This is a genomic window from Paraburkholderia sp. BR10923, from assembly GCF_040948765.1.
In the GTDB taxonomy this organism is placed as follows: domain Bacteria; phylum Pseudomonadota; class Gammaproteobacteria; order Burkholderiales; family Burkholderiaceae; genus Paraburkholderia; species Paraburkholderia youngii.
Genome location: NZ_JBFPKO010000005.1, coordinates 1 through 26,609 on the forward strand (window position 1 = coordinate 1; position 26,609 = coordinate 26,609).

The window sequence follows — 26,609 nt, forward strand, 5'->3', positions numbered from 1 at the left end:
TCTCGAAACCCGCACCTTCGTCAGCTGCCATCGCCAGCGTCTGCTGCTTCATCCTGTTCTGCCTTCCTTATCCACTCCGCTCTATAACGCTCCGAGTAGCTATGCGGTGGACTTGATCAGCAATGCCTTAGGATCTTTGGAGATGCCAACACAGGTTTGCAGGGCGAGTTCGAGGGCGTGAACAACTTCAGACGGTCGAAGCTGCGTCGTGGTCTCAAACTTGGCGACTGTTGCGTGAGGACCGAGAGGGAAGCTGCGGTTTACGATTCGCGATTTGGCGATGACACTGTTTGGCACGACGACCATGTCGCGGTTTGCTTTGGCTATGTGGGTCGCGCGCCAGGTAACTTCAACAACTTCCCCGTCCGCTACCTCATCCAACGTTACGGAATCTCCGACACGATAGGGAGACGTAGCGTTAATCAACAAGCCGGAAAAAAGGTCTGAGAGGGTGCTTTGGAGCGCGAGGCCAAGGATGATGGCTAAAGCGCCAGAGGTGGCCAGGACCCCCTTGAGCGGGATGTCGAATACATCGGCGACAATTGCGATCACTGCTCCAAGATAGAGCAGGGCTGCGATTACGTCCAGCGTGAACCGGTTCTGACGCAGTCGATAGCCAACAACGTAGTAGGCTCGCACTACGGCCATAGTCGTCGCGGCTGCTAACAGCCACCATCCCGTTTCAAGGACTCCGTGAAGAAAGTGAACGGATGGGTCCGAAAATCGATGCGCGGCTTGGGTGGGGACGATGCCATATCGAAGCATCGACACTGTCAGAAGCACGAATAGGGCGCATTTTAGTGCCGCATGCAGGACGGGCTGCCGTCGGCCAGGCGACCAAAGCAGGACCAGTACATTTATCACGGCTGCCCCGCATGGATAGAGTATCTGGTTCAATGGCTCGTTCACGGTAGTGGGCTCTGACTCAATTGCGATGGGCGTTACCACTCGCTACGGCGGAAATGGCTCGTATGGGCCGACGCCAATGAGCGGAATATCGGAGCCCGTATTTCGCATCGCAGGTTTCATCCCCGTAAATCCGAAGCCGAGAGATTCACCGTTGGTTCCGGCGGCCTGCAATTGCTCTCGCTTTGTCTACGCCAGCCCTCAAAGATGTTGCTCTTGACGGGAACTTTAGGTTGCAAGCGGGCGCGATGCAATAGCACGATGGTGTTAGCAACACCATATCGAATGGAATGAGTGTCGTGTAACACCTAATCCAAAGTGTAATTGTGACTGTCCTCGGCATACCCTAAACTGTGTTCGAAGGCCGGCGCTCAAAATGAGGCACATGCATGGTCTTCCCGCTATGTCGAGGGATTTTTCCCATGTTCGGGCGTTAACTGTGTATATGCATCGACATGTATTTCCATGTCATTGAAGGTGCAGATGCAGGTGCAGGTGCACATTGGCGCTCGAAGCTTGTTCAGCAACGAGGACCGGCACCCGAACGTGTTTCGGATTACAGAGACGTGCAATGTCTCGGTCAAGCGCAACGTCATATGCTGACTGGCCAGGCAGTCGAGCCGTCGTGCGGCCCTCGTGGTCATCCAGATGTCCGTGGGTTCCGCGGTCGACGAATGGGTGATTCGGTGCAATGCGTTAGGCAAAAGACGACCCGGTGAAAGCGTTTAACGATTGAATCCGAATGTCCGTTGAACATTGAGAAGCGTCCTGCTGTGGGACTAAGGATCTGACTCGGAGCTGGACGACGACAGTTATTTTGACTAGATGGAGGGTACTTACTGTGGCTACGAAGAATGGCGGTACGCTATATGTCCTGCAGGCACGTCCACCAGCGATCATCGCTCTGTTGCCGGACGGTTCACACGAGGTCGTTATCGCGAATCTCACGCGCACGCCCGACGGCATCAAGGTCGATGCTGAAAACCGGGTGGTGTACTGGACTAACATGGGAACCGGCATCCATCTGGTCGACAGCGATCCGGCTTCCGGCGCAGTTCCCCCCAATGACGGAACTATCGAAAGCGCGAAGCTCGATGGAAGGGAGCATCGTGTACTGGTGCCTTCCGGCCTGGCCGGGACGCCTAAGGAACTGGCGCTGGACAAGGAGGGCGGTCATCTCTATTGGTGCGATCGCGAAGGCATGCGGGTCATGCGCGCGCGGCTGGACGGTACTGAGGTGACGGAACTCGTCCGCACCGGGAGTTTCCCGGAACATACGGGCGATGCGACCCGCCATTGTGTAGGCATCGCATTGGATACGGCAAACGGCCATGTCTATTGGACTCAAAAGGGATCGCCGGATGCCGGAGAGGGCCGCATCTTCAGGGCTGGCATTGAGCTGCCGCCCGGTGCGACACCCGATCAGCGCCCGGATGTCGAATGTTTGCTGGCCGATCTGCCCGAGCCGATCGATCTCGATATCGATCACCGCGATGGCGTACTGTACTGGACTGACCGTGGCGACGATACGCATGACGGAAATACACTAAATCGCGCAAAAATCACGGCGTCGGGACTGGTTGATCACCAGGTGCTCGCCCGCGCGCTGGAGGAAGGCATTGGCGTGTCTCTGGATCCACTGGGCCGCCGCGCATTTGTGACCGATCTGGGGGGCAACGTCCGCGAGCTGAACATCGATACGAAGCAAGAGTCGCGATTCACTACAGTTGCTCATCTGGGTGTGCTGACTGGTATCGATTACGCCGACATCTAAGTCCGATCCCGTGGGGCTGCACGTGCAGATGGCTGAAACTGTTTGGCGCAGTGTTGCCGGGAGTTGCACCGGGCCTACGAGATGTGAAGGTGTGCGTCCCGTGGCGGACATCAGGCTGGGGACTTTCACGAAGTTGCATTCGAGTAACTCAACGGGCGTCGAGTGAAAAGCGTGTGCGTGGAACATTCGAGCCGTCACAGTCAATTTGGGAGATGCTGATGTCTATGTTGAACAGGAGTCTCACCGGAAGAGTTGCACTAGTTACCGGCGCCGCAAGCGGCATCGGCAAACAGATCGCATTGACGCTCTCGGCTGCGGGCGCGGCGGTTGCGATCGCCGATTTGAATCAGGGCGGGGCGAACGCCGTGGCCGAGGAAATCAAACAGGCTGGCGGCAAAAGCATTGGTGTGGCGATGGACGTCACGAAGGAAGATGCCGTCAACCAGGGATTCGACACGGTGGCTGCGGAATTGGGCGCAGTCGACATCCTGATTTCAAACGCCGGCATTCAGATTGTCAATCTGATCGAAAACTATGCATTTTCCGACTGGAAAAATATGCAGGCGATTCACGTCGACGGTGCGTTCCTGACTACCAAGGCCGCATTGAAGCACATGTACAAGGACGACCGCGGCGGTGTCGTGATCTACATGGGGTCCGTGCACTCGCATGAAGCTTCGCCGCTGAAATCCGCTTATGTGACCGCCAAGCACGCGTTGCTCGGCCTCGCGCGCGTTCTTGCGAAGGAAGGGGCGAAACATAACGTACGCTCCCATGTGGTTTGCCCGGGGTTCGTGCGCACGCCGCTCGTCGACAAGCAGATTCCCGAGCAGGCCAAAGAACTCGGCATCAGCGACGAAGAAGTGGTCAAACGTGTGATGCTCGGCAACACCGTAGACGGCATGTTCACCACGGTAGACGACGTCGCACAGACGGTGCTGTTCCTGTCCGCGTTCTCGAGCGCAGCTTTGACCGGCCAATCGTTCATCGTAAGCCATGGCTGGTATATGCAGTAAGCCCGCAAGGAGAGGCGTCATGGTGCAAAGCAACGTCAGGCGGGTCGGCGTCGGCGCCCCCGGAAATGGGGTGGGTGAGCGTGCCCAAGCGTCGGTGGACGTTCGCGCCAGTCCGCGTATCGAGTTGCCCCAGTACGAGACGATCGCGCTGATGTTACAGGGCGGGGGCGCGCTGGGGGCCTATCAGGCAGGCGTCTATCAGGGCCTTGAAGAAGCAGGTATTCGCCCGAATTGGCTGGCCGGCATTTCGATTGGTGCGTTGAACGCGGCGATTATCGCCGGCAATGCGCCCGAGCACCGGGTGGCACGGCTCTCAGAATTCTGGGAGACGATCTGCCAGCCTGCGTTCGGAATGCCCATACCGGCCGCGATCGAGGACACGTTGTTCAACGTGCATGACGGTGTGCGTAAGAGCTTTACGGCATTTCAGGCTGCGAGCGCGATTGTCAATGGCCAAAAGGGATTTTTCGTACCCAGGTTTCCGCCGCCCGCTTTCCACTCAACCGGGAATCCGCAAACGGCAAGCTTTTACGACACGAGGCCGCTCAAGGCCACGCTCGAGCGGTTCTGCGACTTTGACCGAATCAATTCGGCGGAGGTACGGGTTTCGGTGGGCGCCGTGAACGCCCGCACAGGAAACTTCGCCTATTTCGACAATACCCGCATACCGTTGCGTGCCGAGCATTTCATCGCGTCCGGTGCTTTACCGCCGGGCTTCGCGGCTGTGGAGATCGAGAACGAGTATTACTGGGACGGCGGCCTTATGTCGAATACTCCGCTATTCGAGGTTATGCAAGCGACGCCACGTCGCGACACGCTCGCTTTTCAGGTTGATCTGTGGAGCGCGACCGGGCCGGTGCCGAGCGATCTAAGCGAAGTCATGGGACGCGTCAAAGATGTCCAGTACTCCAGCCGCACTCGTCTCGTGACGGACTTGCTGCAACGAACTCAACATTTTCGGCGCGTGGTGCGGGAGTTGCTCGAGAAGTTGCCCGCGGGAAGCGAAAAGGATCGCTGGTACGAACTCGCACAGGAAGTATCATGCGACAAGCGCTACAACATCATTCATTTGATCTACCGAGACAAGGAGTACGAAGGCCATTACAAGGACTATCAGTTTGGTATTTCGACAATGCGGGAACATTGGCGAACCGGATTGGCCGATACCAGGAGGACCTTGCAGAATCGGGATTGGTTGGATATGCCGATCAACGACCTCAGCTTTGTTACGCACGATATCCATCGGGACGATTGATGCCATCGTCCGGTGCCGATGCCAAGCTCTTCATGAGACAACATGCAACATGTTTTACGGCGACCCGCAGGCCGTACTTACCCAGAAGATGCGGGCGATCAAGGAAGTGGTCGTCTAAATTCAGGAACTCGATCCGTTCTTTCTGAGGAGTTGGGACATTGCCTTGCCCAAAATTGTTAAGTTCGACATGCCACCCTCTGCGGTTACCCGACATATTGCCTTGCTGGAATCACATCTGACCGCACAGTTGTGTTATTGCGGCTGCGCTGGGCTTCTCTTAACTTGCTGTGTAGGTGAAAGCCTTGCTATGAATTTCGAGGAAAGCAGCCGACTTAATCAATTCTACAGACTCGCCCAATGCGTCGCGCCGCGCCGCTGCGCCAGCAAGCCTGCTTCCACGAGCACGACTCCGCCGGTGCAGATTGCGCCTATGCGCCTCGCGCTGATGCACGCTTTACGCAGGAACGCAACTATAGTGTCAGCGGGCGGAGAACTCAGCGGATCAATAACCCCGCCGACGATCCGCGTGTCTACGTCAACGTGCCCGTGCAATGATCGTGGCGGGCGTGCGGCCGTGTCGCGAGGAGCATATACACAGATATAGGCGCACGCTGTGCCTTTATGGGACGCCGGGGACATCGCCCGGTGGATCATTTGCACGGCAGCAGGTTCACGCTGACTCGGCGGTATTGGTGAGTGGTTGATTGGCGATGCGAGGCATACCATCAGCCCTTCGGGCTCTTCGTAAAATCGGGCGCACGTTTCTCGAGAAAGGCCGAGAATGCTTCCTTGGCCTCTGCTGAGCTCACCTGTGCAAAAAACGTCTGGTTTTCACTCTTCACAGCCTCCTGGAGCGGCTGAAGCGCAGCCTGCTTGATGAGTCGTTTGGTAGCGAGCAACGCGCTGACCGGTTTTGCGGCGAGCTTATGTGCTGTTGCAGTAGCGGTCTCAAGTAGATCGCCGTCGGGCAGCACGCGAGTCGCGAGGCCCAGTTCCACTGCTCGCGACGCAGTGAAAGGCTCCCCGAGCAGAAACAGGTCCGCTGCCCCTAGATGTCCTACGCGCGCTGGTATCGAAAAGCTCGACCCGAATTCCGGCACCAGCGCAAGGTTGATGAACGGCAACTGGAACTTCGCAGTTTCGCCCGCGTAGACGAAATCGCAGTGGGTCAGCATCGTGGTTCCGCCGCCGATCGCCGCGCCTTGCACGGCCGCCACGATGGGTTTTTCGAACCGGATGAGCGCCGAGATCAGGCGGCCCTGCGGAAAGTCACCCAGCCGGGGCGGGTGCTTGAGAAAATCTCCGACGTCGTTGCCTGCGCAGAAAGACTCGCCCACGCCGTGCCAGAGCACGACGCGGACTTCTTCGTCTTCGGCAGCCTCGTTGAAGATGTCCGCGAGATTCGTGTACATGGCTCCGGTCATGGCATTCTTCTTCTCGGGGCGATTGAATGCGACCCGCAGGACGCTGCCGGTACGCTCGGTGATGATGTCGCTCATGCTTGCTCCTTTCTCTCTGTGCTTCGTGTGTCAGGCGGCGTGTTCCTTCATGCTCGCCACCGCGCCGCTCGCGCGCAGGCCTTCGACGTCGTTTGCATCGAAGCCCAGCTCGCGGAGGATGTCGTCGGTATGCTCGCCAAGATCGGGCGCACGTCGCGCCGGCACTTTGTCGACGCCATGAACCCGAATCGGATTGCTGATCGTCGAGGTCAATTTGCCGCCGGCGCCCTCGAGCGGAACGATGACATCGTTGGCCCGCAGCTGCGGGTCGTCGATCACCTCCTGTGGTCCGCGCACGGTGCCGTACGTGACGTGGAGATTGCTGAATGCCTCGTGCCAGTGCGCCATCGGCTGCGCGCCGAAAACCTCGTCCAGGATGGCCGTAAGTTGCGGCATGTTCGCCGCCACCTTCGCCGGATCCGTAAACCGTGCATCAGTCAGCAGATCCGGGCGTCCGATTGCTTTCGCGACGGCCGCCAACTTGTCGTGCATCACCACCAGGACGAACCAGGTGCCGTCTGAGGCGCGGTACACGTTGAGCGCTGCATTCGCGGGATGCGTGCGATCGTGCGGTGCTGGAAACGTCGCGCCGGCCAGGGCGGCTTGGATAGCAACGCTGGCCGACCAGACGCCTGAGGCAAGGAGCGAAGTCGTGACGTAAGAGCCTTTGCCCGTGCGCTCTCGGCGGTAAAGCGCCGTGACGATCGCCGAATAGATTCCAACTGCCGTCGCGTTGTCGCCGCTTCCGGCCACCGGCCAGGTTGGTGGCGCGCCCGCGTCACGCGTCATCGACAACAGGCCGCTACGCGCCCAGAACGCGGTCAGATCGAAGCCGGGCAGATCGGCATCCGGGCCGCTTTCGCCAAAGCCGGTGATATCCGCATAGATCAGTCGCGGGTTCCAGCGCGCCAGATCGTCGTACTCGAGATTCAACTTCTTGCGCGCCGGATGTGGCGTATTGACGGTGAACACATCAGCCCATGTGACGAGCCGCTGGAGAACTTGCTGGGCGCTGGGCGACCTCAGGTCCAGCGCGATGCCGCGTTTATTACGATTGGCGAGATGCCACTGATACGGCTCATCTGCCATCGGTTGTGACGGGATCTGGTGCCCGTGTCGCCAGGGGTCACCGCTCGGGGGTTCGACCTTGATCACATCGGCGCCGAAGTCCGACAGCATGACGGCGGCGCCGGGCGCCGCGATAAAGCTCGAAAAGTCGACCACCTTCAGTCCGGAAAAAATATTGTCGCTTGCCATTGGGTCACTCCTAAATCGTGCTGTCTGCTTCACCGTCCCACGAACTGCGGGGCGCGCTTTTCGAGGAAGGCGGAAGTGCCTTCCTTCTTGTCATCTGTCCCGGCGCACAGCCCGAAGTAGGAGGCTTCGAGAGCGAGACCTTCGCTCTGGTTCGCGTCCAGGCCCTTGTTCACCGCTTCGAGCGATAGCCTCACCGCGACAGGAGCGTTCGAGGCGATCATCTTCAGAATGGCTTCAGCGCGTCCAATGAGATCGGCCGCGGGAACCACCTCGTTGACGAGCCCGATGCGCCATGCTTCCTGCGCACTGATGAGCTCCGCGGACAGAATGAGCTGCAGCGCGCGGCCTTTCCCGACGAGGCGCGGCAGCCGCTGCGTGCCGCCTCCGCCTGGCAGCAGCCCGAGCTTTACCTCGGGCTGTCCGAGCTTCGCGTGCTCCACGGCGATGCGGAGGGTGCACGCCATTGCCGTCTCGCAGCCGCCGCCGAGGGCAAAGCCATTGATTGCGGCGACCACCGGTTTGCCGAGGTTCTCGATCAGGTCGAGCACGGCTTGCCCAAAACGGCTCGACTGCTCCGCTTCGATCGCGCTCGCGTGCGCAAGCTCACTGATGTCCGCGCCGGCGATGAACGCCTTATCGCCCGCGCCGGTGAGAATGACGCCGCGCACGACGGTGTCCTCGCGTGCATCCTCGAAAGCCGTTCGCAGATCCTTCCATGTCTGCGTGCTCAGGGCATTGAGGACCTTGGGACGGTTGACGGTCACGTATGCGATCCCATTGCGCTTTTCGTACAGAACGTTCGCGAGCGTGACGACTCTCGCCTGCGGATCATCAGGCACTACTACTACGGGTGAAGCTGGGGCTGTCACTGTTGTCGATGACATGTTTAGCTTTCCTTCTAATTCGGGTGAATCGGGGGACGACGACGAACACGTCGTCACGACTGCCAGCAATTGACTGCCGCCGGCGCAGCCATACCCCTGGATGCCGAGGCCGCCGAGATTCAGCTCCTTGACGGCAGGCAGCAGCTCGAACGGAAAGGCGTCCTGGACTCAGTAGTTGTTGATGATGGGCGCGACTTTGGACTCCATGAATGTGCGCACCTTCTGAAGAATCGCTCGCTCGTCTGCGTTCAAAGTGTCTGCGTAGTGATAGAAATCACTGTTAGGTGGCGGAAGCTCCTTGGCGGCCTTGCTCTCTGCTGCAGCGATAGACATTTTGCGACTCCTGTTGCTATGACTAGAAAGTCGGAAGAATGACGTGTCAGTCGGGTGAGCAATCCGGAAGGTTGTGCCTGGGCTCACGCGACCGGAGCGAGTTATTTCGTCTGCTTCGAACCGCCAACCTTGCGGCGTAGCTCGAGCAGACCGAGCAGAACCTCATCACGCTGCGCCTCCAGCTCTTCGATGGAGCGCGATCCGGCCTCAACGTGGACGCTGTCTACGAGCTTCTTTTGAACCTCAGGACTCAGGACCGGCTCGCCGAGCGTCTTCCACCACGCCGTCATCGGGCCGCTGAACTGCTGGAAGAAGTGCTCGATGCCGCCAGGGCCCCCGCCAAGATGGTTGAGCATCATGTTGCCCATCACGCCCCAGCGCAGGCCCGGCCCCCAGCACAGGGCGGTGTCGACGTCGGCGGCGCTCACCACGCCCTCGGCGACGAGGTAATAGACCTCGCGCGCCAGCGCGGCCTGCAGCCGGTTCGCGACGTGGCCCGGCATCTCCTTGTTGACCCGCACCGTACGCTGCCCGATCGACGTATAGAATTCGGCTGCGCGCTGGATCGTCGCTTCGGAGGTCTTCGCCCCGCCGACGATCTCGACCAGCGGGATCAAGTGGGGCGGATTGAACGGATGGGCGATGACGCAGCGCTCGGGATGCGTCGCGGCGCCCTTCTGGATTTCGCTCATGGTGAGCCCCGACGAACTCGAAGCAACGATCACGTCGGCAGGCAACAGCTCGTCGAGTTGTCCATAGAGCTTCTGCTTGAAATCGATCCGCTCGGGTCCGTTTTCCTGGACCAGGTCCGCGCTCACGAGTGCTTGTTCAAGCACGGGCGTGAATGTGAGGTTCGTGAGCGATGCTTCGGGCGAAAGGCCCAATCTCGTGAGCGCCGGCCACGCGGACTCCACGAATTTATTCAATGACGCTTCCGCATTCGGTGCTATGTCCGTCGCCACGACATGCAATCCTTTGGCGAGAAACAGCGCGGCCCAGCTCGCGCCGATCACGCCCGTGCCGATGATGGCGACGCGGCGAATGGGCTTGGTGTCAGTCATGTGATTTCTCCGATGTACGGGTCAGACTTCGGCGTAGGCAACGCCGGTGAGGTTGCCCTGGGCGTAGAGAAAGTTGCGCAGATTGCTGCCATCGAGTTGCGCTGAATAGACCGATCCTCCCAGATCCGTGACGAACATTCGGCTACCAGCAACGTCGAGCGTGATGCCAATCCCTTCCAGCAGATGCGTGATGACGATCTCGGGCGTCGCCGCTTCGTCGACCGGGGCGCGATTGACTGTGTTTCCGCGCGGGGGATCGCCGCGGTCCGTCCAATAGAGGACGCGGTTCTCCTCGTCGAACTCGAGATCGATCGGTTCCGGCAGATGGTCGAACAGCACTTCGATGTCGGAGCGGGTGGCTGGATCTTCGCCGCGCGGGATCTCCAGATTCGCGCGGAGGATGCGGCCCTGGTCGCCGTTGTCAGGGCCCTTTTGTGTCCAATAGAGCTTCTGGTGCACGCGATCGACAGCGACTCCGACGCACCATCGGTTCTGGTCGTGGCGGTCGTTGTCGCCGCGCCCGGTCTCGACCAGTGTTTCGATATCAGAGCCGTCGCAGTTGACGCGCATCACGCGCATGCCTTCGCGGTCGCACCAATAAAGTTTTCCACCGTCGCGGTCGAGCTGGATCTGCTTTGGCGTATGCGTGAGGCCTTGGGGGACGATGACCACGCGGTTGTTGCCGTCGAGGTCGGCGCGCTCGATCGATCCGTCATTGGCGCTCAGAGCGTGACCCATGTTGGTCCAGTAAATGTGGCCGGCGTGCGCGTCCACTGCAATGCCATCGGGGAGGTGGCAGTCCGTGACGATCGTCTTGCGGTCGGATCCATCTGGATTCATCGAGTAAATCGAGTTGCTGCTCAATTCGAGGAGAAACAATCGTCCCGAGCAAACTGTGTCCTGAGAAACGCTGCTTGAATTGGTGTGAGTCGTAGTCATGTGCCATCCTTAACGTTTTGCCGGAGGTGATGTGAACGCAGAACATCGGGCAGAGAGCGAGCGCCACAGGTATCGGAATTTTCGCTCGCCGAGGCGCGCGATGCGCCCGTGACGTTGAGCGACTGGCCGGGGTTTGAACGACGCCGGTGTCGGGGGCGTTGTTCATGGACATCAATCTATGTGGTGATCGGCATCGACTCAATTGCACGATGGTGTAACGACACCATCGTGTCGGTGGGAAGGCTTGTCGTTCAATCCTGCGCCCAAGGTGTAATTGCGGACGTCCTACTGCATATCCTATTTTGCGAAAGTACCGATGAGTCTCATTGGGGGAACCGCTATTGCCAACCAGTGCATTGTCGTCGGCACAGGTTAATCGAAATCGTTCTTCGTTTATTGAGTGATTGCTATGAAAAAGCCAACTCGTATCGTTATCGTAGGTGGCGGAATCGCCGGGATTCTGCTTGCAACCAGACTCGGCGACCGGTTAGGCCGGTCGGGTGAAGCAAGCGTGACTTTGATCGACAGAAGCCCGACGCATATCTGGAAACCGATGCTGCACACGATTGCGGCAGGTACGCGCGATGTGAATCAGCAGCGTGTAATCTATCTTTCCCATGCGCGCGAACACGGCTTCACGTATCAGCCGGGAGAAATGTGCGGACTGGACCGACAAGGACGTGAAGTTCAACTTGCCGCAATCGAGTCGCACGATGGCGGCTTGATGCTCGAGCGGAGAACAGTTCCATACGATGTGCTGCTGCTGTCCATAGGCAGCCGCGCGAACGACTTCGGCGTGCCTGGAGTCCTCGAGCATTGCCATCTTATTGACAGTCAACAGCAGGCAGAGACATTCAACGTCGCATTGCGCGAGCATTCTCTTCGTTCCGTGGTCAAGGATGAGGAGCTCAGGATTGCGATCGTGGGCGCTGGTGCTACCGGGATCGAGTTATCGGCCGAGCTCAGTCATCTTTTCGAGCTCGCGGCCAGCTACGGCGATCCTGCGATTAGAGACAGGCTGCGCTTGACGCTTCTGGAGGCCGGACCACGCGTGCTTCCCGCATTCCCTGCGGAGATCTCGTCAGCCAGCCAGCAACGGCTCGAGAGAATTGGCTTTCGCGTTCTGACCTCGACTGGAGTCTCCGCTGTGGAACCGGGAGGCTTTGTGTACGGAGACGCCAAGCTTGCCGAAGCGGATTTGATGGTATGGGCGGCAGGCGTGAAGGCTCCCGATTTCATGAACCGGCTTGCTGGCCTCGAGACCAACCGGTCGAACCAGGTCGTGGTGTCGGGCACGCTGCAGGCCTTAGGCGACGAGAATATTTTCGTGCTCGGCGATTGCGCTTCGCTCACGCCGCAAGGTGCGCAGCGACCGCTGCCTCCTACTGCGCAGGTGGCCACTCAGCAGGCCGAGCACCTGGCGCGCCATTTGCCGGAATGGATCCTTCACAATAAGCCTCTTCCTAGCTTCGCATTCCGGGACTTCGGATCGCTCGTGTCTTTAAGCGAGTACGACTCGTTCGGCACGCTGGGTCGTTTTGGATTGTTTCCTGGGGGGATCATTCGGGGCAAGCTTGCCCAGCTCAGTCACGCGATGTTGTACCGACGCCATCAGCAGGCGCTGCACGGTTTTCGCCGGGCAACTCTGCTCTGGACGGCGGAGCAAATCAACGGATTGGCTCAACCGGCGATTCGACTCGCTTGACGGGCTTTCGCGGTCCAGCGGCTGTTCATGTTCGCCGCTCTTTGGAGCGGCATGTTACTTTCCGATGCAAGCGACTTGAGAACGACGCTGCAGCGCAGCGTCGCTAATGAGGAAGAGAGTCGGAATTACATGCGACGTGCGGATTCGGTTGAGTTGAAGCCAACGCCGCGATTTGAATAGCCAAACGCTTCAACAGAGATCATCGCCGATGCATTTGCTCGAGCGGGGCGCTCGGCGGGGCGAAAGACGGCGTCGCCGCGGCGGATTGCACGCCGCGACACGACGCACACGCCCGGCGCATTCGCATGGCGAAGACGCCAGCGCTGCTCCCCATAGTGACATCGTCCAGGCTCCACCCAGCGAATGATGAGTGTGGTCTCGGACTGTTCGAGAATTTCGACCTGGACTCGTGCGTCGTCTAACGCAGCGTACTCTGACGTTTTCACTGGCTGCTCCTGGAATGGGGCTTTTTCGCTGAAATCGCGTGCTGTCACGCGTGGGGCGTCTCGATAACCTTGCCGCGGAAGATCGCATACTGGTGCAGGTTGTAGCCGATCATCACCGGGAACACGAGGCCGATTCCGATCAACATGAACGCGAGGGTCAGGGTGTCCGACGCGGCTTGAAAGATCGTGAGCCTGCCCGGAATGAAGTAGGGGTAGAGGCTAATCGCAAGGCCCGCGAACGACACGATGAAAAGCGTTATCGCCGCCCCGAAGGGCCCGCGGTCGCGTCCGCGATAGAGCGACGCCATGAGCCAGCCGTACGAGAGGACGGCGAGTACGCCGAGCACCGCAAGCGGCGCGAACACCCCGGGCTCGGACCAGCGGGCATGGACCGCCACGCTGTCGAACCAGGTCGCCGCGGTGAGCACGATCGCGGCCGCGACGGTGAACTGTGCGCTCAACAGGGCCAGCCGGCGGGCCCAACGTTCGAGCGGACCGACCGCCTTCCTGGCGAGCCACGTCGCGCCGAGCAGGCTGTAGCCGCTGACGACCCCGATGGCTGTTACCGTGATGAACGCCGTGCTGGATCCTCCTGGCACGAACCCCGTGATCACCTTGCCGAGTACGATGCCCTGCGAGATGGCCGCGACGAGGCTGCCCACGCCGAACACGACGTCCCATAGGCTTCCGTGCTCCGCGCTATGGCGGAATTCGATGGCTGCACCCCGCATGATCAGCCCGGCTATCATCGCCATGACGGGCAGATAGAGCGCTTGCATCAAGGCCGCATAGGCAGCCGGGAACGCGCCGAACAGGGCGCCTCCGACCACGACCAGCCATGTCTCATTCGCATCCCACACGTGACCGATGGTTTGAACCATCACGTCCCGGTCTCCGCGATTTCTGCTCAGCAGAGTGAGCATACCGACACCAAGGTCGAATCCATCGGTCACGACGTAGAAGGCCAGCATCAGGCCGATCAGGCCGAACCACGTGAGGGCCAGCAGGGAATGAGTGGTGCTTTCCATCGAACGATCTCCCTTGAGTTGGAGAAGGAAGTTTCAGTATTCGGCCGCCATCGTTTGGGGCGTGATGCTCGTGGTCGTGGGCGGTGTGGCAGCGAGATCGGGACCGTTCTTCAGCCAACGCCGCGCGAGTAAGAAGAAGCTGATGAGTAACACGACGTCGAACACGAAGAACATCGCGATGCTGGCCGTTACCGAGGACGCGGGCACCGCGGACACGGCTTGACTGGTTCGCAGGAGTCCGTAGACGACCCATGGCTGACGTCCCACCTCGCGTACGATCCATCCGGCCTCGACGGCCACGTAAGGCAGCGGGATGCACAGTACCCATGCGAGCAGGAGCTTGCGCTGCGCAAGGAGGCGCTCGAGATTGCCGCGCGCTTTGTGCAGCGCATACGCGGTCCAGAGCGCGAGCAGCATGAACGCGAAGCCGATGCCGGCCATCACCCGGAACGCGTAGTAGAGTAGCGGCAGCATCGGCGGCTGGTCGGCGCGAGGGAAGTCCGTGAGACCCGAGACCCGTCCGTGGAGCGAGTGCGTGCCGAGAATGCTCAGGAGTCCCGGCACTTCGATCGACCAGTCATTACGCTGCTTTTGCTGATCGGGCCATGCAACGAGCGACCATGCGGCGCCTGTGCCCGGCTTGTTGGTCTGCCAGTGCCCTTCGATGGCGGCACCTTTCGCGGGTTGAGTCGCGAACACGCTGGTGCCGCTGGAGTCTCCCAGCCAGACCTGAAGCGGTGCAACGACGACGAGCACGCCCAGTGCGATCTTGAAGGAACGCGCAAAGAATTCAGGGTGCCTCCGGCGGAACAGGTGGTATGCCGAGATGCCTGCGATCACAAACATCCCGGTTTCGATCGCGGCCGTCCACATGTGAGAGACGGCCCACACCATGTCGGGGTTGAAGATGGCCGCTGCATAGTCCGTGATCACGAGCTTGCCGTTGACGACGGTGATACCGGCGGGCGTCTGCATCCACGAATTGGCGACCATGATCCAGAATACGGAAATGCTGGATCCGAGCGCTACCATCGCCGTGGCAAAGACGTGGACGCCACGTGACACACGTCCCCAGCCGAGCATCATCACGCCGATGAATCCGGCTTCGAGCATGAACGCCATTGCGCCTTCGAAGCCGAGAATATTGCCGACGAACTGGCCACTGAACTGTGCGAAGCCGGACCAGTTGGTACCGAACTGAAATTCCAGCGGAATACCAGTCACCACTCCGATCGCGAAATTGAGCGCGAGCAGCTTGCTCCAGTGGCGGGCGTGGCGGTAGTACATCACGTCGCCGGTGCGAATCCACATTACTTCGATCAGCAGCAGAAATGCCGACAGACTGACAGTGAGGATAGGCCACACGATGTGGAAGATCGTGGTCATCGCGAATTGCGCGCGCGAGAGTTGGAGTACGTCAGTGAGCATGATGACCGTCCCATTGCGGTGTGCGATTGGCTACGTTCGAGCGACGTCAGCGTTGGGAGACGTTGCCCGTATAGAGCAACTTTAGGCCGTTGATGTTGCGCGGCTCAATTGCACGAAGGTGTAACCACACCGAGGCGCCGAAGGAAAGAAGGCCACCGAAACCTGCTACCAAAGTGTAGTTGCGACTGTGGCCGGCGAGGCCTAAATTGGTGCGCAGCCTAAACTTTCTTCGCGAATGCCAGCGAGATGGCGGTCAGATCGGCTCGCTATACAAGGTCTTTGTCTTGGGACCTGTCTGGATGGTGCTTGCGGCGCCCCTTCATCATGAAAAGCGAAATCTTCACCGCCATTGCGGCGCGCCTTTGTAGCGCTTACATCACAGGCCAGGTGCGACGCATTATCCAGATCGCGACGAGCGCCAGACAGTGGGCTGCCGTTGCCGGCGGCCCTATGACACCGGCCGGTTACGCGATTCTCGCGTTCGTGGTCGGGGCCATGCTTCTGGCCGCGATACTGACGACCTGTTGGGCGCGTGTTGGACTTGGCAGCGTATTCCGGGTGGGCTGCTGGTTTTCGTGAAGCCGGAGCGGCTTCGTGATTTTCGCCAATGTCGGACGTGCCGCGGCCGCATAGGACCTAGGCATCGTCTTGCGCGCGGGCGTGGCGCGCTGCCTCCTGAACCGCGTGCACGAACGCGGCTGTGACCATACTCGTCACCAATACGCCCTGCACTCCGATCAGTATCGAATCGATCCGGCCCACGATGGTCGTGGGCACCACGTCGCCGTAACCGATCGTGAGCGCCGTGATTATGCAAAAGTAGAGGACTTTCCCAAACGAGGATGGCGTTTCGCTTGCCGTTTCGATTGGACCGCCGGCGTAGTACATCACCGCCGAAAGCACAAGAAACAACACAAATAACGCTGCAAGCGGCGCATGGAGGTACCACAGAGTCCTCGCAAATTCTTCGAACACATGGCCAGCCTTCAGTGGGGCGGGCGCGGAACGCCCACGATTCTTATCCATGGATCATCTCCAACAGTCTTCGTACACCAGGCGAGGTTAGGCCCGCGGCGGAGCGGGGAGCCATTGCACGATGGTGTTAGTCACACCTTCGGATCCCAGCAAATACGTGTCTTGCACCCCAAGGTGTAATTGCGGCTACGTTGGGGACGCCCTAGATTGGTTCGCAAGCCGCCACTCCAAACGAGCCCGCTTTTTCATGCACTGGCATGGCTCGTTTGTAGCGTCAGCCGTTTGCCCCCGAGGACCTGGAGCTGAGCAATGAATCGTAACCGCCACCAATCAGGCACTGAATACTGCGCACAACGTGCAGCCGCCTATACATCGACCGACGTCGCGCTCGGCGACTCGAATGACGAACCCGCTCTCGGTGCCCACCTGATCACGAAACGCCACGGCTACGAACATCACGGCATTTATGTCGGTAGCGGCAGGGTCATTCACTACGCGGGTTTCGTGAAGTCCGTGCGTCGCGGCCCCGTCGAGGAAGTCCCGCTCGACGAGTTCGCGGATGGTCACACGGTTGCCGTGCGTCGGCGTCCGTACCCGAAGTATTCCGGCGTCCAAACCGTGCTGCGCGCCCGCTCGCGGCTCGGCGAAGACCGCTATCGCCTGCTGACGAACAATTGCGAGCACTTCTGCGCATGGTGTCTGGTTGGTGAAAGCCGCAGCGAACAGATCCATGCATTCCTCAAACATCCGGGCGCAGGCGTCCACGCGCTGCTGTGTCTCGCGAGCGCCCTCATCGGCATCCGTATCAAAACCGATCGCGCAGCGGTTACTGCCGCGTGAATCCCCCTCACTTGAGTTAGATACGGACAAAGGCGAGAAGGAGGCCACCATGAGCCCGACCGAAATGACCCTGCGCTGGGCCGTCGAGAAATGGCTCGCGCCTACGCTTGCGATGCGCGCGCATGTCGTGCGGGTCCGCCGCGCTGGTATGCATGGGCGCTGCGTGTGTGTCGAAGCGGTGCTTTCCGGTGGCCTGCTGTCGATTTTCTTTTTCCGTCACGACGACGGATCGTGGAATGTCTATCCGCCCGCGCAGGCGCGGCCGGCCATGTCCGCGTGGAGGTCTGTGTGATGAACCACGGCGTTGGCAATTTGACGAAGCGCGTTCCCGGCGAGCACTACGTGTCGGGAGTCTTGGCGGCTGCCGACGACCTCGCGTCCAGATCGGAGCGCCTGCTCAAGGCGTCAGTCATTGTGGTCTGTTGCTGGACACTGATTGAGGCACCGCTGGAACTGAGCGGGTCGATCGATTCAACCTCACTGCTCGCTGTGGTAGCGTCGAAGGTACTGATTTGCCTCATTGGTTTCGCTGCCATCGTCCACCTGCGCTGGACCCGTCACGTCTTCGCATTCATTTGCGCAGCGAGTGTATTCGCCGTAGCACCGGCGTTACCTCTCGAGTACACGCGCAGTGTTGCCCTTGCTCTCGTCTCGACGGTCGAATGCTTTGGTAAAGCCGCATGTGTCGTGGCGTTCGCCCTGGCGTCGAGGGACGGAGGCTGTGTCAGTGAACGATTGAGCGAAGGCCGCCCTATGGCCAACGACCCGCAATGAGCCGCTCGAGTGTTGTGAGTCTGTCATTGCTGACAATGCCCGCTGTGCTACTCGGTGGTTGCGCACTTGCGCCATCGATTCCGTTGTTGGGTGCAGCATTTCCGGACTGGTTATTCTGCATTGTCGCTGGCATCACGGGGACTATTCTCGTCCACCTCGCGTTGAGCCGGCGCGGTGCGATCCTGGCGCTCGCACCGCTCGCCGTTAGCTATCCGGCGCTGAGTGCGCTGCTCGCGATGACCGCTTGGCTGGCGTTTTTTCACCGTTGACGTGGCCCAAAAATGACTGACGACGCTCGCGCTGCGCGGCACATGAAGAAGCTTCCTGCCGCTGCGATTGTGCTGATTGCCATCGGCTTGCTGGTCGTGGTTCTGTGGCGGCTCGATCACGCACCGTCCACCGACGACGCGTATGTGTACGCGGACACGATCAGCGTCGTTCCCGAAGTCAGCGGCCGGATCATCGAGCTTCCCGTACGCGACAATCAGGCCGTCAAGCAAGGCGATCTGCTACTGCGCATCGACCCGCGCCCCTATCAGGCTGCGCTGGATCAGGCGCGCGCACGGCTCGACACGCTCAACAACCAGATCGTTTTGACGCAGCGTACGGTCCATGCGCAGCAATACAACGCGGATTCCGTGCAGGCTGCCGTCGAGCGGGCCCGCGCAGTGGCAAATCAGGCCGAGGACACACTGCGCCGTACTGAACCCTTGCTCGCGCAGGGTTATGTATCCGCTGAGGAAGTCGATCGCGCACGTACTGCGCAGCGCTCCGCGCAGGCGGAACTCAATGCCGCGATGCGCGAGGCGCAGCAGGCTAGCGCGGCAGTTAGCGGCGTTGATGCGCTGGTCGCGCAGCGCGCGGAAGTCAGGGCACAAATTGCCCTTGCTGAGCTGAATCTCGAGTTCACGGAGGTGCGTGCGCCTTTCGACGGTCGGGTGGTCTCGCTGCGCACGACGGTCGGGCAATTCGCATCGGCACTGAAGCCTGTTTTTACGTTGATCGATACGCGGCATTGGTATGTCGTCGCCAACTTTCGGGAAACGGAGTTGAAGGGCGTCCATGCAGGGACGCCTTCGACCGTGTACCTGATGAGCGACACCGCCAGACGTTTCACTGGCGTGGTCGATTCGGTCGGCTATGGCGTGCTGCCAGACGATGGCGGCGTAGTGGAACAGGGTCTTCCGAGCGTGCAGCGCACCATCAACTGGGTGCATGTATCGCAGCGCTTCCCGGTCAAGATCGCCGTGCGCAATCCCGATCCCGAGCTGTTCCGCATCGGTACTTCGGCGGTCGCAACGCTCAACCGCGGCGACGCGGCGACATCCAGGCGTTGAGGGCCACGTGATGGCGACAGCCGACGTACATTCATCGGGCTTGCGGCGATTCTCCCGCTTTCTCGTCGATGAGAACCGCGCTCAACCGGGGCGTGCAAATGTGATGCTGCGCTGCGTATTCGCGTGCGCGATCGTCATTACGATATCCATGACGTTACAGGTGCCGTTTCTCGCGCTGTCGTTGCTCGTCGTGTTTTATGTCACACAGTCGAACGTGGTGATGACGCGTCTGGTCGGCGTCGTGTTCGTGGTCGGTGTGACCTTGGCCATCGGTAGTGCGATTCTTGTGCTGAAGCTGACGTTCGATTACCCGTTGCTGAGAATCCTGCTGTCGGCAGCACTGTTCTTCGTTAGCGCTTACCTGATGCGGGTGGCAAAAATCGGCGCTGCTTTGTTTGTCGTCGGCATCGTGGTGATCTATGTCCAGTCGTTCGTGGACCTGACCGATCACGCCGAGGCGCTCATACGGATTGTGCTATGGGTGTGGGTCGCTGTGAACTACGCGATTGCAATCACGCTGCTGATCAACACGTTATGTCTGCCTGCGGAGCCTGTAGAGCAACTCGAAGACGCCATGCTTGGGCAACTTGCGGTAACGCGCTCGGCTCTCGCGCACCTCGAGCGTGGCGAGCGCGGTGTTGTAGAACTCAACGCGCGAGCAATACAAGACGGAACTCTGACGCTGCAACGTCTGCTGCGGTTCGCGACGATGCGGGACGCCAATTACCGGCGCCGGCAGGCGTTTCATCTGGCGCGTGTCGCAACGGTGTCGCGGTTGTATGCCGCGGCGGCTCATTTGCCGGAAAGCATGGCGAATGTCCCGGCTGGCGTCCTGCATGCACTGGGCGGCGCATGCGAGCGTTTCGCCCACGCCATTCGGACGGGGGAGCGCTTCACCGTGCCGGAGCGGCTCACGAACATTGTGGACCTCGGCATGCCAGGTGCGGTTGAGAAGATGCGGGAAGCGTTCCTCGCATTCGCCAGCAGATCGGCGGCGCCCGATTCGACGGAAACGGAACGGGAAAAACAGCGTTTTCTTGTCCTTGATGCGTTCTCGAACCCGGTCTATCTGCAGTTCGCGTTGAAAACACTACTAGCGGCGATGGTCGGCTACCTCTTTTACCTGGCGACTGGTTGGCAGGGCATACACACGATCATGCTGTCGTCGCTGATCGTCGCGCAGCCAAGTCTCGGCGCGACGAGTCAGCGCGGGATCCTGCGGATTGGCGGTGCGGCGCTCGGCAGCGCGATCGCGCTCGCGATGGTGGTATGGGTCGTGCCGCGCCTCGACGGCATTGTCGGCCTGCTCATGATGTCGTTGCCGGTGATTGCGCTGGGTGCATGGATCAGCGCGGGATCGGAGCGGATCAGCTATGCGGGCACCCAACTCATGTTCACGTTCGGGCTGGCCTTGCTCGGTCAGTTCGCACCGACGACGAATCTCACCGAGATCAGGGACCGGATAGTCGGCATTCTGCTGGGGGTGGCGATATCGACCGTCGTGCATGCATCGATATGGCCCGAAGCGGAAGGCGAGGCGCTGCGTCAACGTGTCGGCGCTCTGCTGCGCAAGCTTGCCGCCAGTTTGCGACAGCAGGAAGACGCAATCTCGGCGCCCAATGCGCTTTGGGCTGAACTTGCAGATTGTGAGGCGATGGCCACTCGCGTCGCGCTGGAGCCTGGCTGGCAAATGGGCGAAGGGCAGCGGGAAGGTTTTCAGCACCATGTCCAGACGGTGCTTGCGCAGACCCGCGAAATCCTGCTTGCGGCGGGCGCTTTCGAAGCGGAACGCCGGTCGCAGCCGAATGGGGAGGGTAGTGCGCGGCGCGCCGCAGCGATCTGGGCAACGACGGTCGCGGTATCGCTGGAAGGGTACGCAAGCAACTTGACCGGGGGCCCGCAGTCAGTGCACGCACCGGCTCCCGTTTTCTCCGATGAGGAAGCGTTGTTGCTCACGGATGCAGCGAGGCGTGCATACGATCGGTTGACTGCACGGGCGACGCGTCTGATGGGACTGGTGTCGACCCTGCCGGCATGGCGCGATCATCAGTTCTTCGACAACGGGATCGCGACATGAACACCGCAATCGCGACCGGCTCTTCTGATCCGCTAGCGTATCGTTTGCTGCGCAAAGGCGTACTGGCCGTATTGGCGTGCACACTGTCGGCCTGCGCGCTGATCCGGCACGATACAAAACCTTATGCCGTAATCGCCCCGGAACAAATCCGCATTAGCGGCGACATTCATCTCGAACCAGGCGATTGGCCAGCCAGGCAATGGTGGAGCGCTTACGGCGATCCGCAACTCGATTCGTTGATCGCGCGGGCACTTACCAGCTCGCCGACGATCGTGATCGCGCATACGCGCGTCGCGCAGGCGAAATCGGATATCGATCTGGTGCGCGCGGGGACGAATCTGCAGGTTACGGCGCTCGCCGCGCTCGACCGTCAGCGCGTGTCGTCGAACGGCTTCCTCGGGGCCTACTCGACGAACGAACCTGCGATCGGTGCGACGGGGCCGTGGTACACGGAGGGCATCGTTGGGCTCGGCGCGAGACTGGACTTCGATATCTGGGGCGAGCAGCGCGCGCAAGTTGAAGCTGCGATCGGCGTGCACAACGCTCGGCTGGCGGAAGTCGCCGGCATTGAACTCGAAATGTCCACGGACGTCGCGCAGATTTACTATGGTATCCAGACGACGTATCAACTGATCGATCTGCTCTCGCAGTTGCAGGATGTCGCAGCGTTCGATGTGGATGCACACGCGACACGTGCCGCACGAGGCCTGGAGCCCGTCACCCAGACCGAGCTGGCGCGTGCGCAACTGTTGGCGACGCAAAGGCAGCTTGTGGCGGCGCGCGCCAGCGTCACGCAATTTCGTGAATCGCTGCGTGCGTTGCTTGGCGCAGGTCCGGACGATCTTTCCGACATCAGGCCCGTCGCGTTGCCGCTGCAGCAGTCCGCATTGCCGCCGACACTGTCATACGAACTGCTTGCTCGTCGTCCGGACCTGCAAGCGCTGCGTTGGTATGTGCAGTCTTCGTTCGACCGTATCGACGCCGCGAAGGCCGCGTTTTATCCGAGCTTCGACGTCAAGGCGTTTTTTGGCCTCAACGCGCTGCACCTTGCGGACCTCTTTACACATGCCAGTCAGCAGATCAATCTGATTCCCGGTCTGTATCTGCCGATCTTCGACGGCGGCCGGCTCAACGCCAACCTGAGCGGCGCGCGCACGGCGAGCAACGCACTCATCGCGCAGTACAACGAGGCCGTGCTGAACGCCGTGCGCGACGTAGCCGCAACGGGTAGCAGACTTCAGGACCTCGACCAGGAAGCCGTGCTGCAGGCAGAGAAAATCGACGCGGTGTCGTTCGCCGAGGCCAGTGCGCAGGCTCACTATGAAAGGGGCGTTGCGAGCCGACTGACGGCAATGGACGCTCGCCAGGCAGTGTTGCTCGAACGCATCTCCATGCTGGAGCTCGACGGGCAGCGCCTGAGTCAGGCGATCGCGCTGTCGAAAGCGCTCGGAGGAGGCTATCGCGACGAGGCACCTGTTGAATTGCGGGTAAGGTGACTTAGCCTTCACGCCCGTGCGTGCTCTGGGTTAGTCGTCCCGCGATGTTGACGAGTTCGGGGAGCGAGCGCGCGTCCATCTTTCGCATCACGTGTCGGCGGTGCACCTTCACTGTGATCTCGCTGATGCCCAGTTCGGCTCCGACCTGTTTGTTCAGCAGGCCGGATACCACTAACGCCATGACCTCCCGCTCGCGTCGACTGAGTGAGGCGTAGCGATCACGGATCGACTGCATCCCGGCTTCTTCGGTCAGCGCCGCGCGGCTGCGCTCGAGCGCGTGCCGGATGGCGTCGAGCAGCACCTGGTCGTCGAAGGGCTTGGTGAGAAATTCGGCCGCTCCCGCCTTCATGGCTCGCACCGTCATCGGCACGTCGCCGTAGCCGGTGATGAAGATGATCGGCATGTCGGTACGTTCGGAAGCAATCAGATTTTGCAGGTCGAGGCCGCTGAGATCGGGCAGGCTGACATCCAGCACCAGACAGTTCGGGACCATCGCGCGCGTGCGTCCGAGAAAGTCCTGGGCGCAAGCAAAGGTCTCTGCCCTTAGACCAGCAAAGCGAATCATGGCTTCGAGCGACTCACGCACCGAGACATCGTCATCGACGACGAAGACGACCGGCGTGGCTTGCGTCGACGACGATTTCGAGGCGGCTTCAACTGCACGAGCGGGTATCATTTCGAACTCCATTCACAGGCCCCGGGGTGAATCATTCGACCTTGAGCGCGGCCTGGATCGCCCCGAGAAGGGCGGTGTCGCTGAAGGGTTTGAGCAGACAATCGACGGCACCTTGTTCGAGCATGCGCGGGCGCAGCACCTCGTCCCCATGCGCCGTGATGAAGACGATCGGAATGGCTTCCCGGCGCCGCTTGAGCTCGTGCTGAAGGTCCTCGCCGGACATGCCGGGCATGGCGACGTCGAGGATCAGGCAGCGCACTTCACCGGCGCATCCGGAGGCCAGAAATTCTTCTGCCGACCCAAATGCCCGGGTTGCGAAGCCGAACATATGCAGCAGGTCGGGCAGCGATTCGCGCACCGACTCGTCATCGTCGACCACCGCGATAAGCGGGCGCTCTGTCATCACAGATTCCTTTAGGGTCGCTCCGCGTCCGCGCGCGCGGACTGTCCTGTGGGCGCGGACCGCTCGGCGGCGGCCACGCTGTCCGCCCGACACGGAATGGAGAAAGTAAATGTGGCGCCGCGGTCTTTGTTCGGGGAGGCCCACAACCGGCCGTCGAGGCTTTCGATGATGCAACGGCTCACGAACAGGCCGATGCCCATGCCTTCCCGCTTCGTCGTAAAAAGCGGATCGAAGAGCTTGCCGGCAAGCTGCGGGTCGATGCCCACGCCCGAATCGGTCACAGAGAGCCGCACGTGGTCGCCATCGTCGGGCTCGATGCTCACCAATATCTGCCGTGGCCGGTCGTCGACGCCATTCATCGCCTCCACGGCGTTGACAAGCAGGTTGAGCACCACCTGCTGGAACTGGATCTTGTCCCCGGCGACAGTCGGCAGATTGTCGGCCGTCTTCAGATGCAGCACGATCCGCTTGTTGCGAATCTCGCCTTGCAGCAGATCAATCACCTCCCGAGTCGCTTCGACCAGATCGACCGTATCGGTCGTGATGGATTTGTTGCTGAACAGCGCGCGCAGGCGTCTCATCACCTCGGATGCGCGGTGCCCGTCGCGGATCGTGCGTCGTACCGTCTCGAGCGCGCCTTCCACATTGGGCGGTTCTGCACTCAGCATGCGCAGACCGGTGCTGGCGTTGGTCACGATGCCAGTCAACGGCTGGTTGATCTCGTGCGCGATCGAGGCCGTCAACGCGCCTTGACTGTTGACCCGGCTCAGATGGGCCAATTCGGCGCGCAACGCGAGGAGCGCATCTTCGGACGCCCGACGCTCCGTCATGTCCTGCGCGGCGCCGATGTAGTCCAGCGAGCCTTGCGGGTCGCGCGTGGCGTGCGCCTGTATGTGAATGTGCCTGACCGGGCCGTCGGGCAGCAGCAGGCGGATTTCGAACTCCAGATCTTTGCCATCTCGCGCCCGCTCGATCATTTCGTCAAGTAGATGGCGGTCGCCAGGGTGGAAGCGGGAGGCGATCGTTTCTATCGTAATCGGCACCCCCGGTTGGATCCCGAAGATGCGGTAAAGCTGATCTGACCATGTGAACGCGCCGGTTTCAAGGTGCCAGCAGAAGCTTCCGCTCGAACTGAGCTGCTCCACTTTGGCCATCAGCGCCGCGCTTTGGCGTAAGCGCTCATCCGCCTCCTGACGCGCAGCGATGCTATGTGCCCGCTCGATGGCGATGCTCGCGATGTGCGTGAACTGTGCGATCAGTTCGCGCTGGATAGGCGTGGGATCGCCGGGAGCAGACCGAAACAGCGTGAACGTTCCCAGCACTTCTTCGGTACGCGACAGGATCGGCGTCGCCCAGCAGGAACGCAATCCATGCGCGAGGCTGCGCTCGCGCCACGCCTTGGTCCAGCGCGCGTCCGACGCGACATCGGGCACGATCACCTGCGCCTTGAGGGACACCGCCATGCCCAGCGGGCCGGAGTCAGAGGAGGTGGCACGCGTACCGGCACGAGGGAGTAAACGCTTCGGGAGACCGGGAGACCCCAGATGCAGGCACGCGGTGTCGTGTGTCTCTTGAAAGGTGACTCTGCAGACGCAGTCGGTCGCGATCTCTTCGACCAGTCGGCATAGGTCGTCGAGAACGTTCGGCAAAGGCTGCCCTGTCGCGACCATCTCCAGCAGGCGATTCTCGCCCTCGAGCAGCGCCTCGGCACGCTTGCGATCATCGATATCCGTCTGAAGGAAATACCAGAGAGCGATTCGGCCCTCGTTATCGCGCAACGGAAAGCCTTGCACGCGGAACCATCGGTAGACTCCATCGGCACGGCGATGGCGCGACTCCGCATCATAGGGCTCGCCGGTGCTGATCGACGCCCGGAACCGGGCGATCACCGCCGCCCGATCATCGGGATAGGTCAGGCCGTTGGTTTTCCATCCCCGTAACTCCTCGAGGGTCGAGCCGGAAAATTCGAGCGTATGACGGTTGGCATGCAAGACGTCCCCGTCGCGCGAGAAAAGGATGACCCGGGTGGGGAGGCCATCGACGATCAGTTCGAAGCGCTGTTCCTGCGCGCGCAGCGCAGCTTCGGTCTGCTTGCGGTCCTCGATGTCCGAGTTGATCCCGCACCACTTTACGGCTTGACCGGTAGCATCGGTGATCGGGCTGGCTCGGCATGTGAACCAGCGATACACGCCATCGAAGCGACGCATGCGCGCTTCCGCCTCGCCCCGCTCGCCGGAGGCGAGGACGGTTCGCCAGGCTTCGATCAGTCCCGGCTGATCATCGGGATGGAACGCCGTCTGCCAGCCTTCGCCCGACGCTTGCTCGACGGAAAGCCCCGTATATTCGCACCAGCGTCGATTGACGAACTCGATGCGGCCGTCAGGAAAGGCTGTCCAGACCAACCCGGGGAGCGCATCCACAGTACGCCTGAGTTCGTTTTCCATCGCGACCCCATTCTACAGCGTGCCTCACGATACAACGATCGGCTTTTGGGAACCGG

The 26,609-nt window shown here is 60.7% G+C and carries 26 protein-coding genes and 1 pseudogene; 12 read left to right on the plus strand and 15 right to left on the minus strand.

The annotated features are described in order from the left end of the window. Positions 1-99: 99 nt before the first annotated feature. Positions 100-639 carry a mechanosensitive ion channel family protein gene (locus AB3X94_RS10745; RefSeq protein WP_368611492.1) on the minus strand — a complete coding sequence of 180 codons (540 nt, stop codon included), beginning with the start codon at positions 637-639 and terminating at the stop codon, positions 100-102. A 1,108-nt stretch (positions 640-1,747) separates the two neighbouring features. On the opposite strand from AB3X94_RS10745, the gene AB3X94_RS10750 reads away from it, so the two are divergent. The 3 genes from AB3X94_RS10750 to AB3X94_RS10760 all read left to right on the plus strand — a co-directional run bounded on the left by AB3X94_RS10750 (position 1,748) and on the right by AB3X94_RS10760 (position 4,951). Then, on the plus strand, positions 1,748-2,680 hold the full coding sequence (locus AB3X94_RS10750) for a hypothetical protein (RefSeq protein ID WP_176106277.1): 933 nt from the start codon (positions 1,748-1,750) through the stop codon (positions 2,678-2,680). A 218-nt stretch (positions 2,681-2,898) separates the two neighbouring features. After that, the gene (locus AB3X94_RS10755; RefSeq protein WP_368611493.1) at positions 2,899-3,696 is read left to right on the plus strand and encodes a 3-hydroxybutyrate dehydrogenase; all 798 of its coding nucleotides are present in this window, start codon (positions 2,899-2,901) and stop codon (positions 3,694-3,696) included. 19 nt (positions 3,697-3,715) lie between these two features. Beyond that, positions 3,716-4,951 carry a patatin-like phospholipase family protein gene (locus AB3X94_RS10760; protein WP_176106276.1) on the plus strand — a complete coding sequence of 412 codons (1,236 nt, stop codon included), beginning with the start codon at positions 3,716-3,718 and terminating at the stop codon, positions 4,949-4,951. A gap of 351 nt (positions 4,952-5,302) precedes the next feature. Here AB3X94_RS10760 and AB3X94_RS10765 read toward each other — a convergent pair. The 7 genes and pseudogenes from AB3X94_RS10765 to AB3X94_RS10795 all read right to left on the minus strand — a co-directional run. Continuing rightward, positions 5,303-5,509, minus strand: a pseudogene (locus AB3X94_RS10765) (DJ-1/PfpI family protein); the annotation flags it as partial. 167 nt (positions 5,510-5,676) lie between these two features. Next, entirely contained in the window at positions 5,677-6,450 is a 774-nt protein-coding gene (locus AB3X94_RS10770; RefSeq protein WP_368611494.1) for an enoyl-CoA hydratase, read from the minus strand. Between the two features lie 30 nt (positions 6,451-6,480). Continuing rightward, entirely contained in the window at positions 6,481-7,707 is a 1,227-nt protein-coding gene (locus AB3X94_RS10775; RefSeq protein WP_368611495.1) for a CaiB/BaiF CoA transferase family protein, read from the minus strand. Between the two features lie 29 nt (positions 7,708-7,736). Next, positions 7,737-8,591 (minus strand): enoyl-CoA hydratase-related protein, encoded by an 855-nt coding sequence (locus AB3X94_RS10780; RefSeq protein ID WP_217709858.1) that lies wholly within the window; start codon positions 8,589-8,591, stop codon positions 7,737-7,739. 168 nt (positions 8,592-8,759) lie between these two features. Further along, positions 8,760-8,924, minus strand: a complete 165-nt coding sequence (locus tag AB3X94_RS10785; RefSeq protein WP_368611496.1) for a hypothetical protein — start codon at positions 8,922-8,924, stop codon at positions 8,760-8,762. A 101-nt stretch (positions 8,925-9,025) separates the two neighbouring features. Then, entirely contained in the window at positions 9,026-9,985 is a 960-nt protein-coding gene (locus AB3X94_RS10790) for a 3-hydroxyacyl-CoA dehydrogenase NAD-binding domain-containing protein (RefSeq protein ID WP_368611497.1), read from the minus strand. 21 nt (positions 9,986-10,006) lie between these two features. Beyond that, a complete protein-coding gene (locus AB3X94_RS10795; protein WP_368611498.1) occupies positions 10,007-10,924 on the minus strand; it encodes a 3-hydroxyacyl-CoA dehydrogenase in 918 nt (305 codons plus the stop codon). Positions 10,925-11,333: 409 nt separating this feature from the next. On the opposite strand from AB3X94_RS10795, the gene AB3X94_RS10800 reads away from it, so the two are divergent. After that, a complete protein-coding gene (locus AB3X94_RS10800; protein ID WP_368611499.1) occupies positions 11,334-12,629 on the plus strand; it encodes an NAD(P)/FAD-dependent oxidoreductase in 1,296 nt (431 codons plus the stop codon). Positions 12,630-12,754: 125 nt separating this feature from the next. Here the strand turns inward: AB3X94_RS10800 and AB3X94_RS10805 are convergent, their stop codons facing one another. The 3 genes from AB3X94_RS10805 to AB3X94_RS10815 are packed head-to-tail and all read right to left on the minus strand — an operon-like array spanning position 12,755 to position 15,531. Continuing rightward, positions 12,755-13,075, minus strand: a complete 321-nt coding sequence (locus AB3X94_RS10805) for a DUF3331 domain-containing protein (protein ID WP_368611702.1) — start codon at positions 13,073-13,075, stop codon at positions 12,755-12,757. Positions 13,076-13,119: 44 nt separating this feature from the next. After that, complete coding sequence (locus AB3X94_RS10810) at positions 13,120-14,103, minus strand: cytochrome d ubiquinol oxidase subunit II (protein WP_368611500.1); 984 nt, start codon at positions 14,101-14,103, stop codon at positions 13,120-13,122. Positions 14,104-14,136: 33 nt separating this feature from the next. Next, entirely contained in the window at positions 14,137-15,531 is a 1,395-nt protein-coding gene (locus AB3X94_RS10815) for a cytochrome ubiquinol oxidase subunit I (protein ID WP_368611501.1), read from the minus strand. Positions 15,532-15,855: 324 nt separating this feature from the next. On the opposite strand from AB3X94_RS10815, the gene AB3X94_RS10820 reads away from it, so the two are divergent. After that, positions 15,856-16,110, plus strand: a complete 255-nt coding sequence (locus AB3X94_RS10820) for a hypothetical protein (RefSeq protein ID WP_176120413.1) — start codon at positions 15,856-15,858, stop codon at positions 16,108-16,110. 57 nt (positions 16,111-16,167) lie between these two features. Here the strand turns inward: AB3X94_RS10820 and AB3X94_RS10825 are convergent, their stop codons facing one another. Beyond that, positions 16,168-16,557 (minus strand): potassium channel family protein, encoded by a 390-nt coding sequence (locus AB3X94_RS10825; RefSeq protein WP_368611502.1) that lies wholly within the window; start codon positions 16,555-16,557, stop codon positions 16,168-16,170. Positions 16,558-16,815: 258 nt separating this feature from the next. On the opposite strand from AB3X94_RS10825, the gene AB3X94_RS10830 reads away from it, so the two are divergent. The 7 genes from AB3X94_RS10830 to AB3X94_RS10860 are packed head-to-tail and all read left to right on the plus strand — an operon-like array spanning position 16,816 to position 23,030. Continuing rightward, on the plus strand, positions 16,816-17,346 hold the full coding sequence (locus tag AB3X94_RS10830; protein WP_368611503.1) for a lecithin retinol acyltransferase family protein: 531 nt from the start codon (positions 16,816-16,818) through the stop codon (positions 17,344-17,346). A gap of 49 nt (positions 17,347-17,395) precedes the next feature. Beyond that, entirely contained in the window at positions 17,396-17,638 is a 243-nt protein-coding gene (locus AB3X94_RS10835; RefSeq protein WP_368611504.1) for a hypothetical protein, read from the plus strand. Then, entirely contained in the window at positions 17,638-18,120 is a 483-nt protein-coding gene (locus AB3X94_RS10840; protein WP_368611505.1) for a hypothetical protein, read from the plus strand. Before AB3X94_RS10835 ends, AB3X94_RS10840 begins: the two co-directional genes overlap by 1 nt. After that, positions 18,117-18,389 carry a YtcA family lipoprotein gene (locus AB3X94_RS10845; RefSeq protein ID WP_368611506.1) on the plus strand — a complete coding sequence of 91 codons (273 nt, stop codon included), beginning with the start codon at positions 18,117-18,119 and terminating at the stop codon, positions 18,387-18,389. The genes AB3X94_RS10840 and AB3X94_RS10845 overlap by 4 nt, the downstream gene beginning before the upstream one ends. Positions 18,390-18,431: 42 nt before the next feature. Further along, the gene (mdtN, locus tag AB3X94_RS10850) at positions 18,432-19,457 is read left to right on the plus strand and encodes a multidrug transporter subunit MdtN (RefSeq protein ID WP_368611507.1); all 1,026 of its coding nucleotides are present in this window, start codon (positions 18,432-18,434) and stop codon (positions 19,455-19,457) included. Positions 19,458-19,467: 10 nt separating this feature from the next. Next, a complete protein-coding gene (locus AB3X94_RS10855) occupies positions 19,468-21,534 on the plus strand; it encodes an FUSC family protein (protein WP_368611508.1) in 2,067 nt (688 codons plus the stop codon). Next, on the plus strand, positions 21,531-23,030 hold the full coding sequence (locus AB3X94_RS10860; protein WP_368611509.1) for an MdtP family multidrug efflux transporter outer membrane subunit: 1,500 nt from the start codon (positions 21,531-21,533) through the stop codon (positions 23,028-23,030). The genes AB3X94_RS10855 and AB3X94_RS10860 overlap by 4 nt, the downstream gene beginning before the upstream one ends. 1 nt (position 23,031) lies before the next feature. On the opposite strand, the gene AB3X94_RS10865 is transcribed toward AB3X94_RS10860, so the two are convergent. Genes AB3X94_RS10865 through AB3X94_RS10875 form a run of 3 tightly spaced genes read right to left on the minus strand, consistent with a single transcriptional unit; the run spans position 23,032 to position 26,553 of the window. Continuing rightward, positions 23,032-23,706, minus strand: coding sequence for a response regulator transcription factor (locus tag AB3X94_RS10865; RefSeq protein WP_368611703.1), 675 nt, complete (start codon positions 23,704-23,706; stop codon positions 23,032-23,034). A gap of 31 nt (positions 23,707-23,737) precedes the next feature. After that, positions 23,738-24,109, minus strand: a complete 372-nt coding sequence (locus AB3X94_RS10870) for a response regulator (protein WP_176106258.1) — start codon at positions 24,107-24,109, stop codon at positions 23,738-23,740. 11 nt (positions 24,110-24,120) lie between these two features. Next, complete coding sequence (locus AB3X94_RS10875) at positions 24,121-26,553, minus strand: PAS domain-containing protein (RefSeq protein ID WP_368611510.1); 2,433 nt, start codon at positions 26,551-26,553, stop codon at positions 24,121-24,123. Positions 26,554-26,609 lie beyond the last annotated feature (56 nt).

Coding starts and splice junctions, on each gene's coding strand:
- AB3X94_RS10755 (WP_368611493.1), top strand. CDS start 2,899: ATGTCTATGTTGAACAGGAGTCTCACCGGAAGAGTTGCACTAGTTACC.
- AB3X94_RS10760 (WP_176106276.1), top strand. CDS start 3,716: ATGGTGCAAAGCAACGTCAGGCGGGTCGGCGTCGGCGCCCCCGGAAAT.
- AB3X94_RS10770 (WP_368611494.1), bottom strand. CDS start 6,450: ATGAGCGACATCATCACCGAGCGTACCGGCAGCGTCCTGCGGGTCGCA.
- AB3X94_RS10775 (WP_368611495.1), bottom strand. CDS start 7,707: ATGGCAAGCGACAATATTTTTTCCGGACTGAAGGTGGTCGACTTTTCG.
- AB3X94_RS10780 (WP_217709858.1), bottom strand. CDS start 8,591: ATGTCATCGACAACAGTGACAGCCCCAGCTTCACCCGTAGTAGTAGTG.
- AB3X94_RS10785 (WP_368611496.1), bottom strand. CDS start 8,924: ATGTCTATCGCTGCAGCAGAGAGCAAGGCCGCCAAGGAGCTTCCGCCA.
- AB3X94_RS10790 (WP_368611497.1), bottom strand. CDS start 9,985: ATGACTGACACCAAGCCCATTCGCCGCGTCGCCATCATCGGCACGGGC.
- AB3X94_RS10795 (WP_368611498.1), bottom strand. CDS start 10,924: ATGACTACGACTCACACCAATTCAAGCAGCGTTTCTCAGGACACAGTT.
- AB3X94_RS10800 (WP_368611499.1), top strand. CDS start 11,334: ATGAAAAAGCCAACTCGTATCGTTATCGTAGGTGGCGGAATCGCCGGG.
- AB3X94_RS10810 (WP_368611500.1), bottom strand. CDS start 14,103: ATGGAAAGCACCACTCATTCCCTGCTGGCCCTCACGTGGTTCGGCCTG.
- AB3X94_RS10815 (WP_368611501.1), bottom strand. CDS start 15,531: ATGCTCACTGACGTACTCCAACTCTCGCGCGCGCAATTCGCGATGACC.
- AB3X94_RS10820 (WP_176120413.1), top strand. CDS start 15,856: ATGAAAAGCGAAATCTTCACCGCCATTGCGGCGCGCCTTTGTAGCGCT.
- AB3X94_RS10825 (WP_368611502.1), bottom strand. CDS start 16,557: ATGGATAAGAATCGTGGGCGTTCCGCGCCCGCCCCACTGAAGGCTGGC.
- AB3X94_RS10830 (WP_368611503.1), top strand. CDS start 16,816: ATGAATCGTAACCGCCACCAATCAGGCACTGAATACTGCGCACAACGT.
- AB3X94_RS10835 (WP_368611504.1), top strand. CDS start 17,396: ATGAGCCCGACCGAAATGACCCTGCGCTGGGCCGTCGAGAAATGGCTC.
- AB3X94_RS10840 (WP_368611505.1), top strand. CDS start 17,638: ATGAACCACGGCGTTGGCAATTTGACGAAGCGCGTTCCCGGCGAGCAC.
- AB3X94_RS10845 (WP_368611506.1), top strand. CDS start 18,117: ATGAGCCGCTCGAGTGTTGTGAGTCTGTCATTGCTGACAATGCCCGCT.
- mdtN (WP_368611507.1), top strand. CDS start 18,432: ATGAAGAAGCTTCCTGCCGCTGCGATTGTGCTGATTGCCATCGGCTTG.
- AB3X94_RS10855 (WP_368611508.1), top strand. CDS start 19,468: ATGGCGACAGCCGACGTACATTCATCGGGCTTGCGGCGATTCTCCCGC.
- AB3X94_RS10860 (WP_368611509.1), top strand. CDS start 21,531: ATGAACACCGCAATCGCGACCGGCTCTTCTGATCCGCTAGCGTATCGT.
- AB3X94_RS10865 (WP_368611703.1), bottom strand. CDS start 23,706: ATGATACCCGCTCGTGCAGTTGAAGCCGCCTCGAAATCGTCGTCGACG.
- AB3X94_RS10870 (WP_176106258.1), bottom strand. CDS start 24,109: ATGACAGAGCGCCCGCTTATCGCGGTGGTCGACGATGACGAGTCGGTG.
- AB3X94_RS10875 (WP_368611510.1), bottom strand. CDS start 26,553: ATGGAAAACGAACTCAGGCGTACTGTGGATGCGCTCCCCGGGTTGGTC.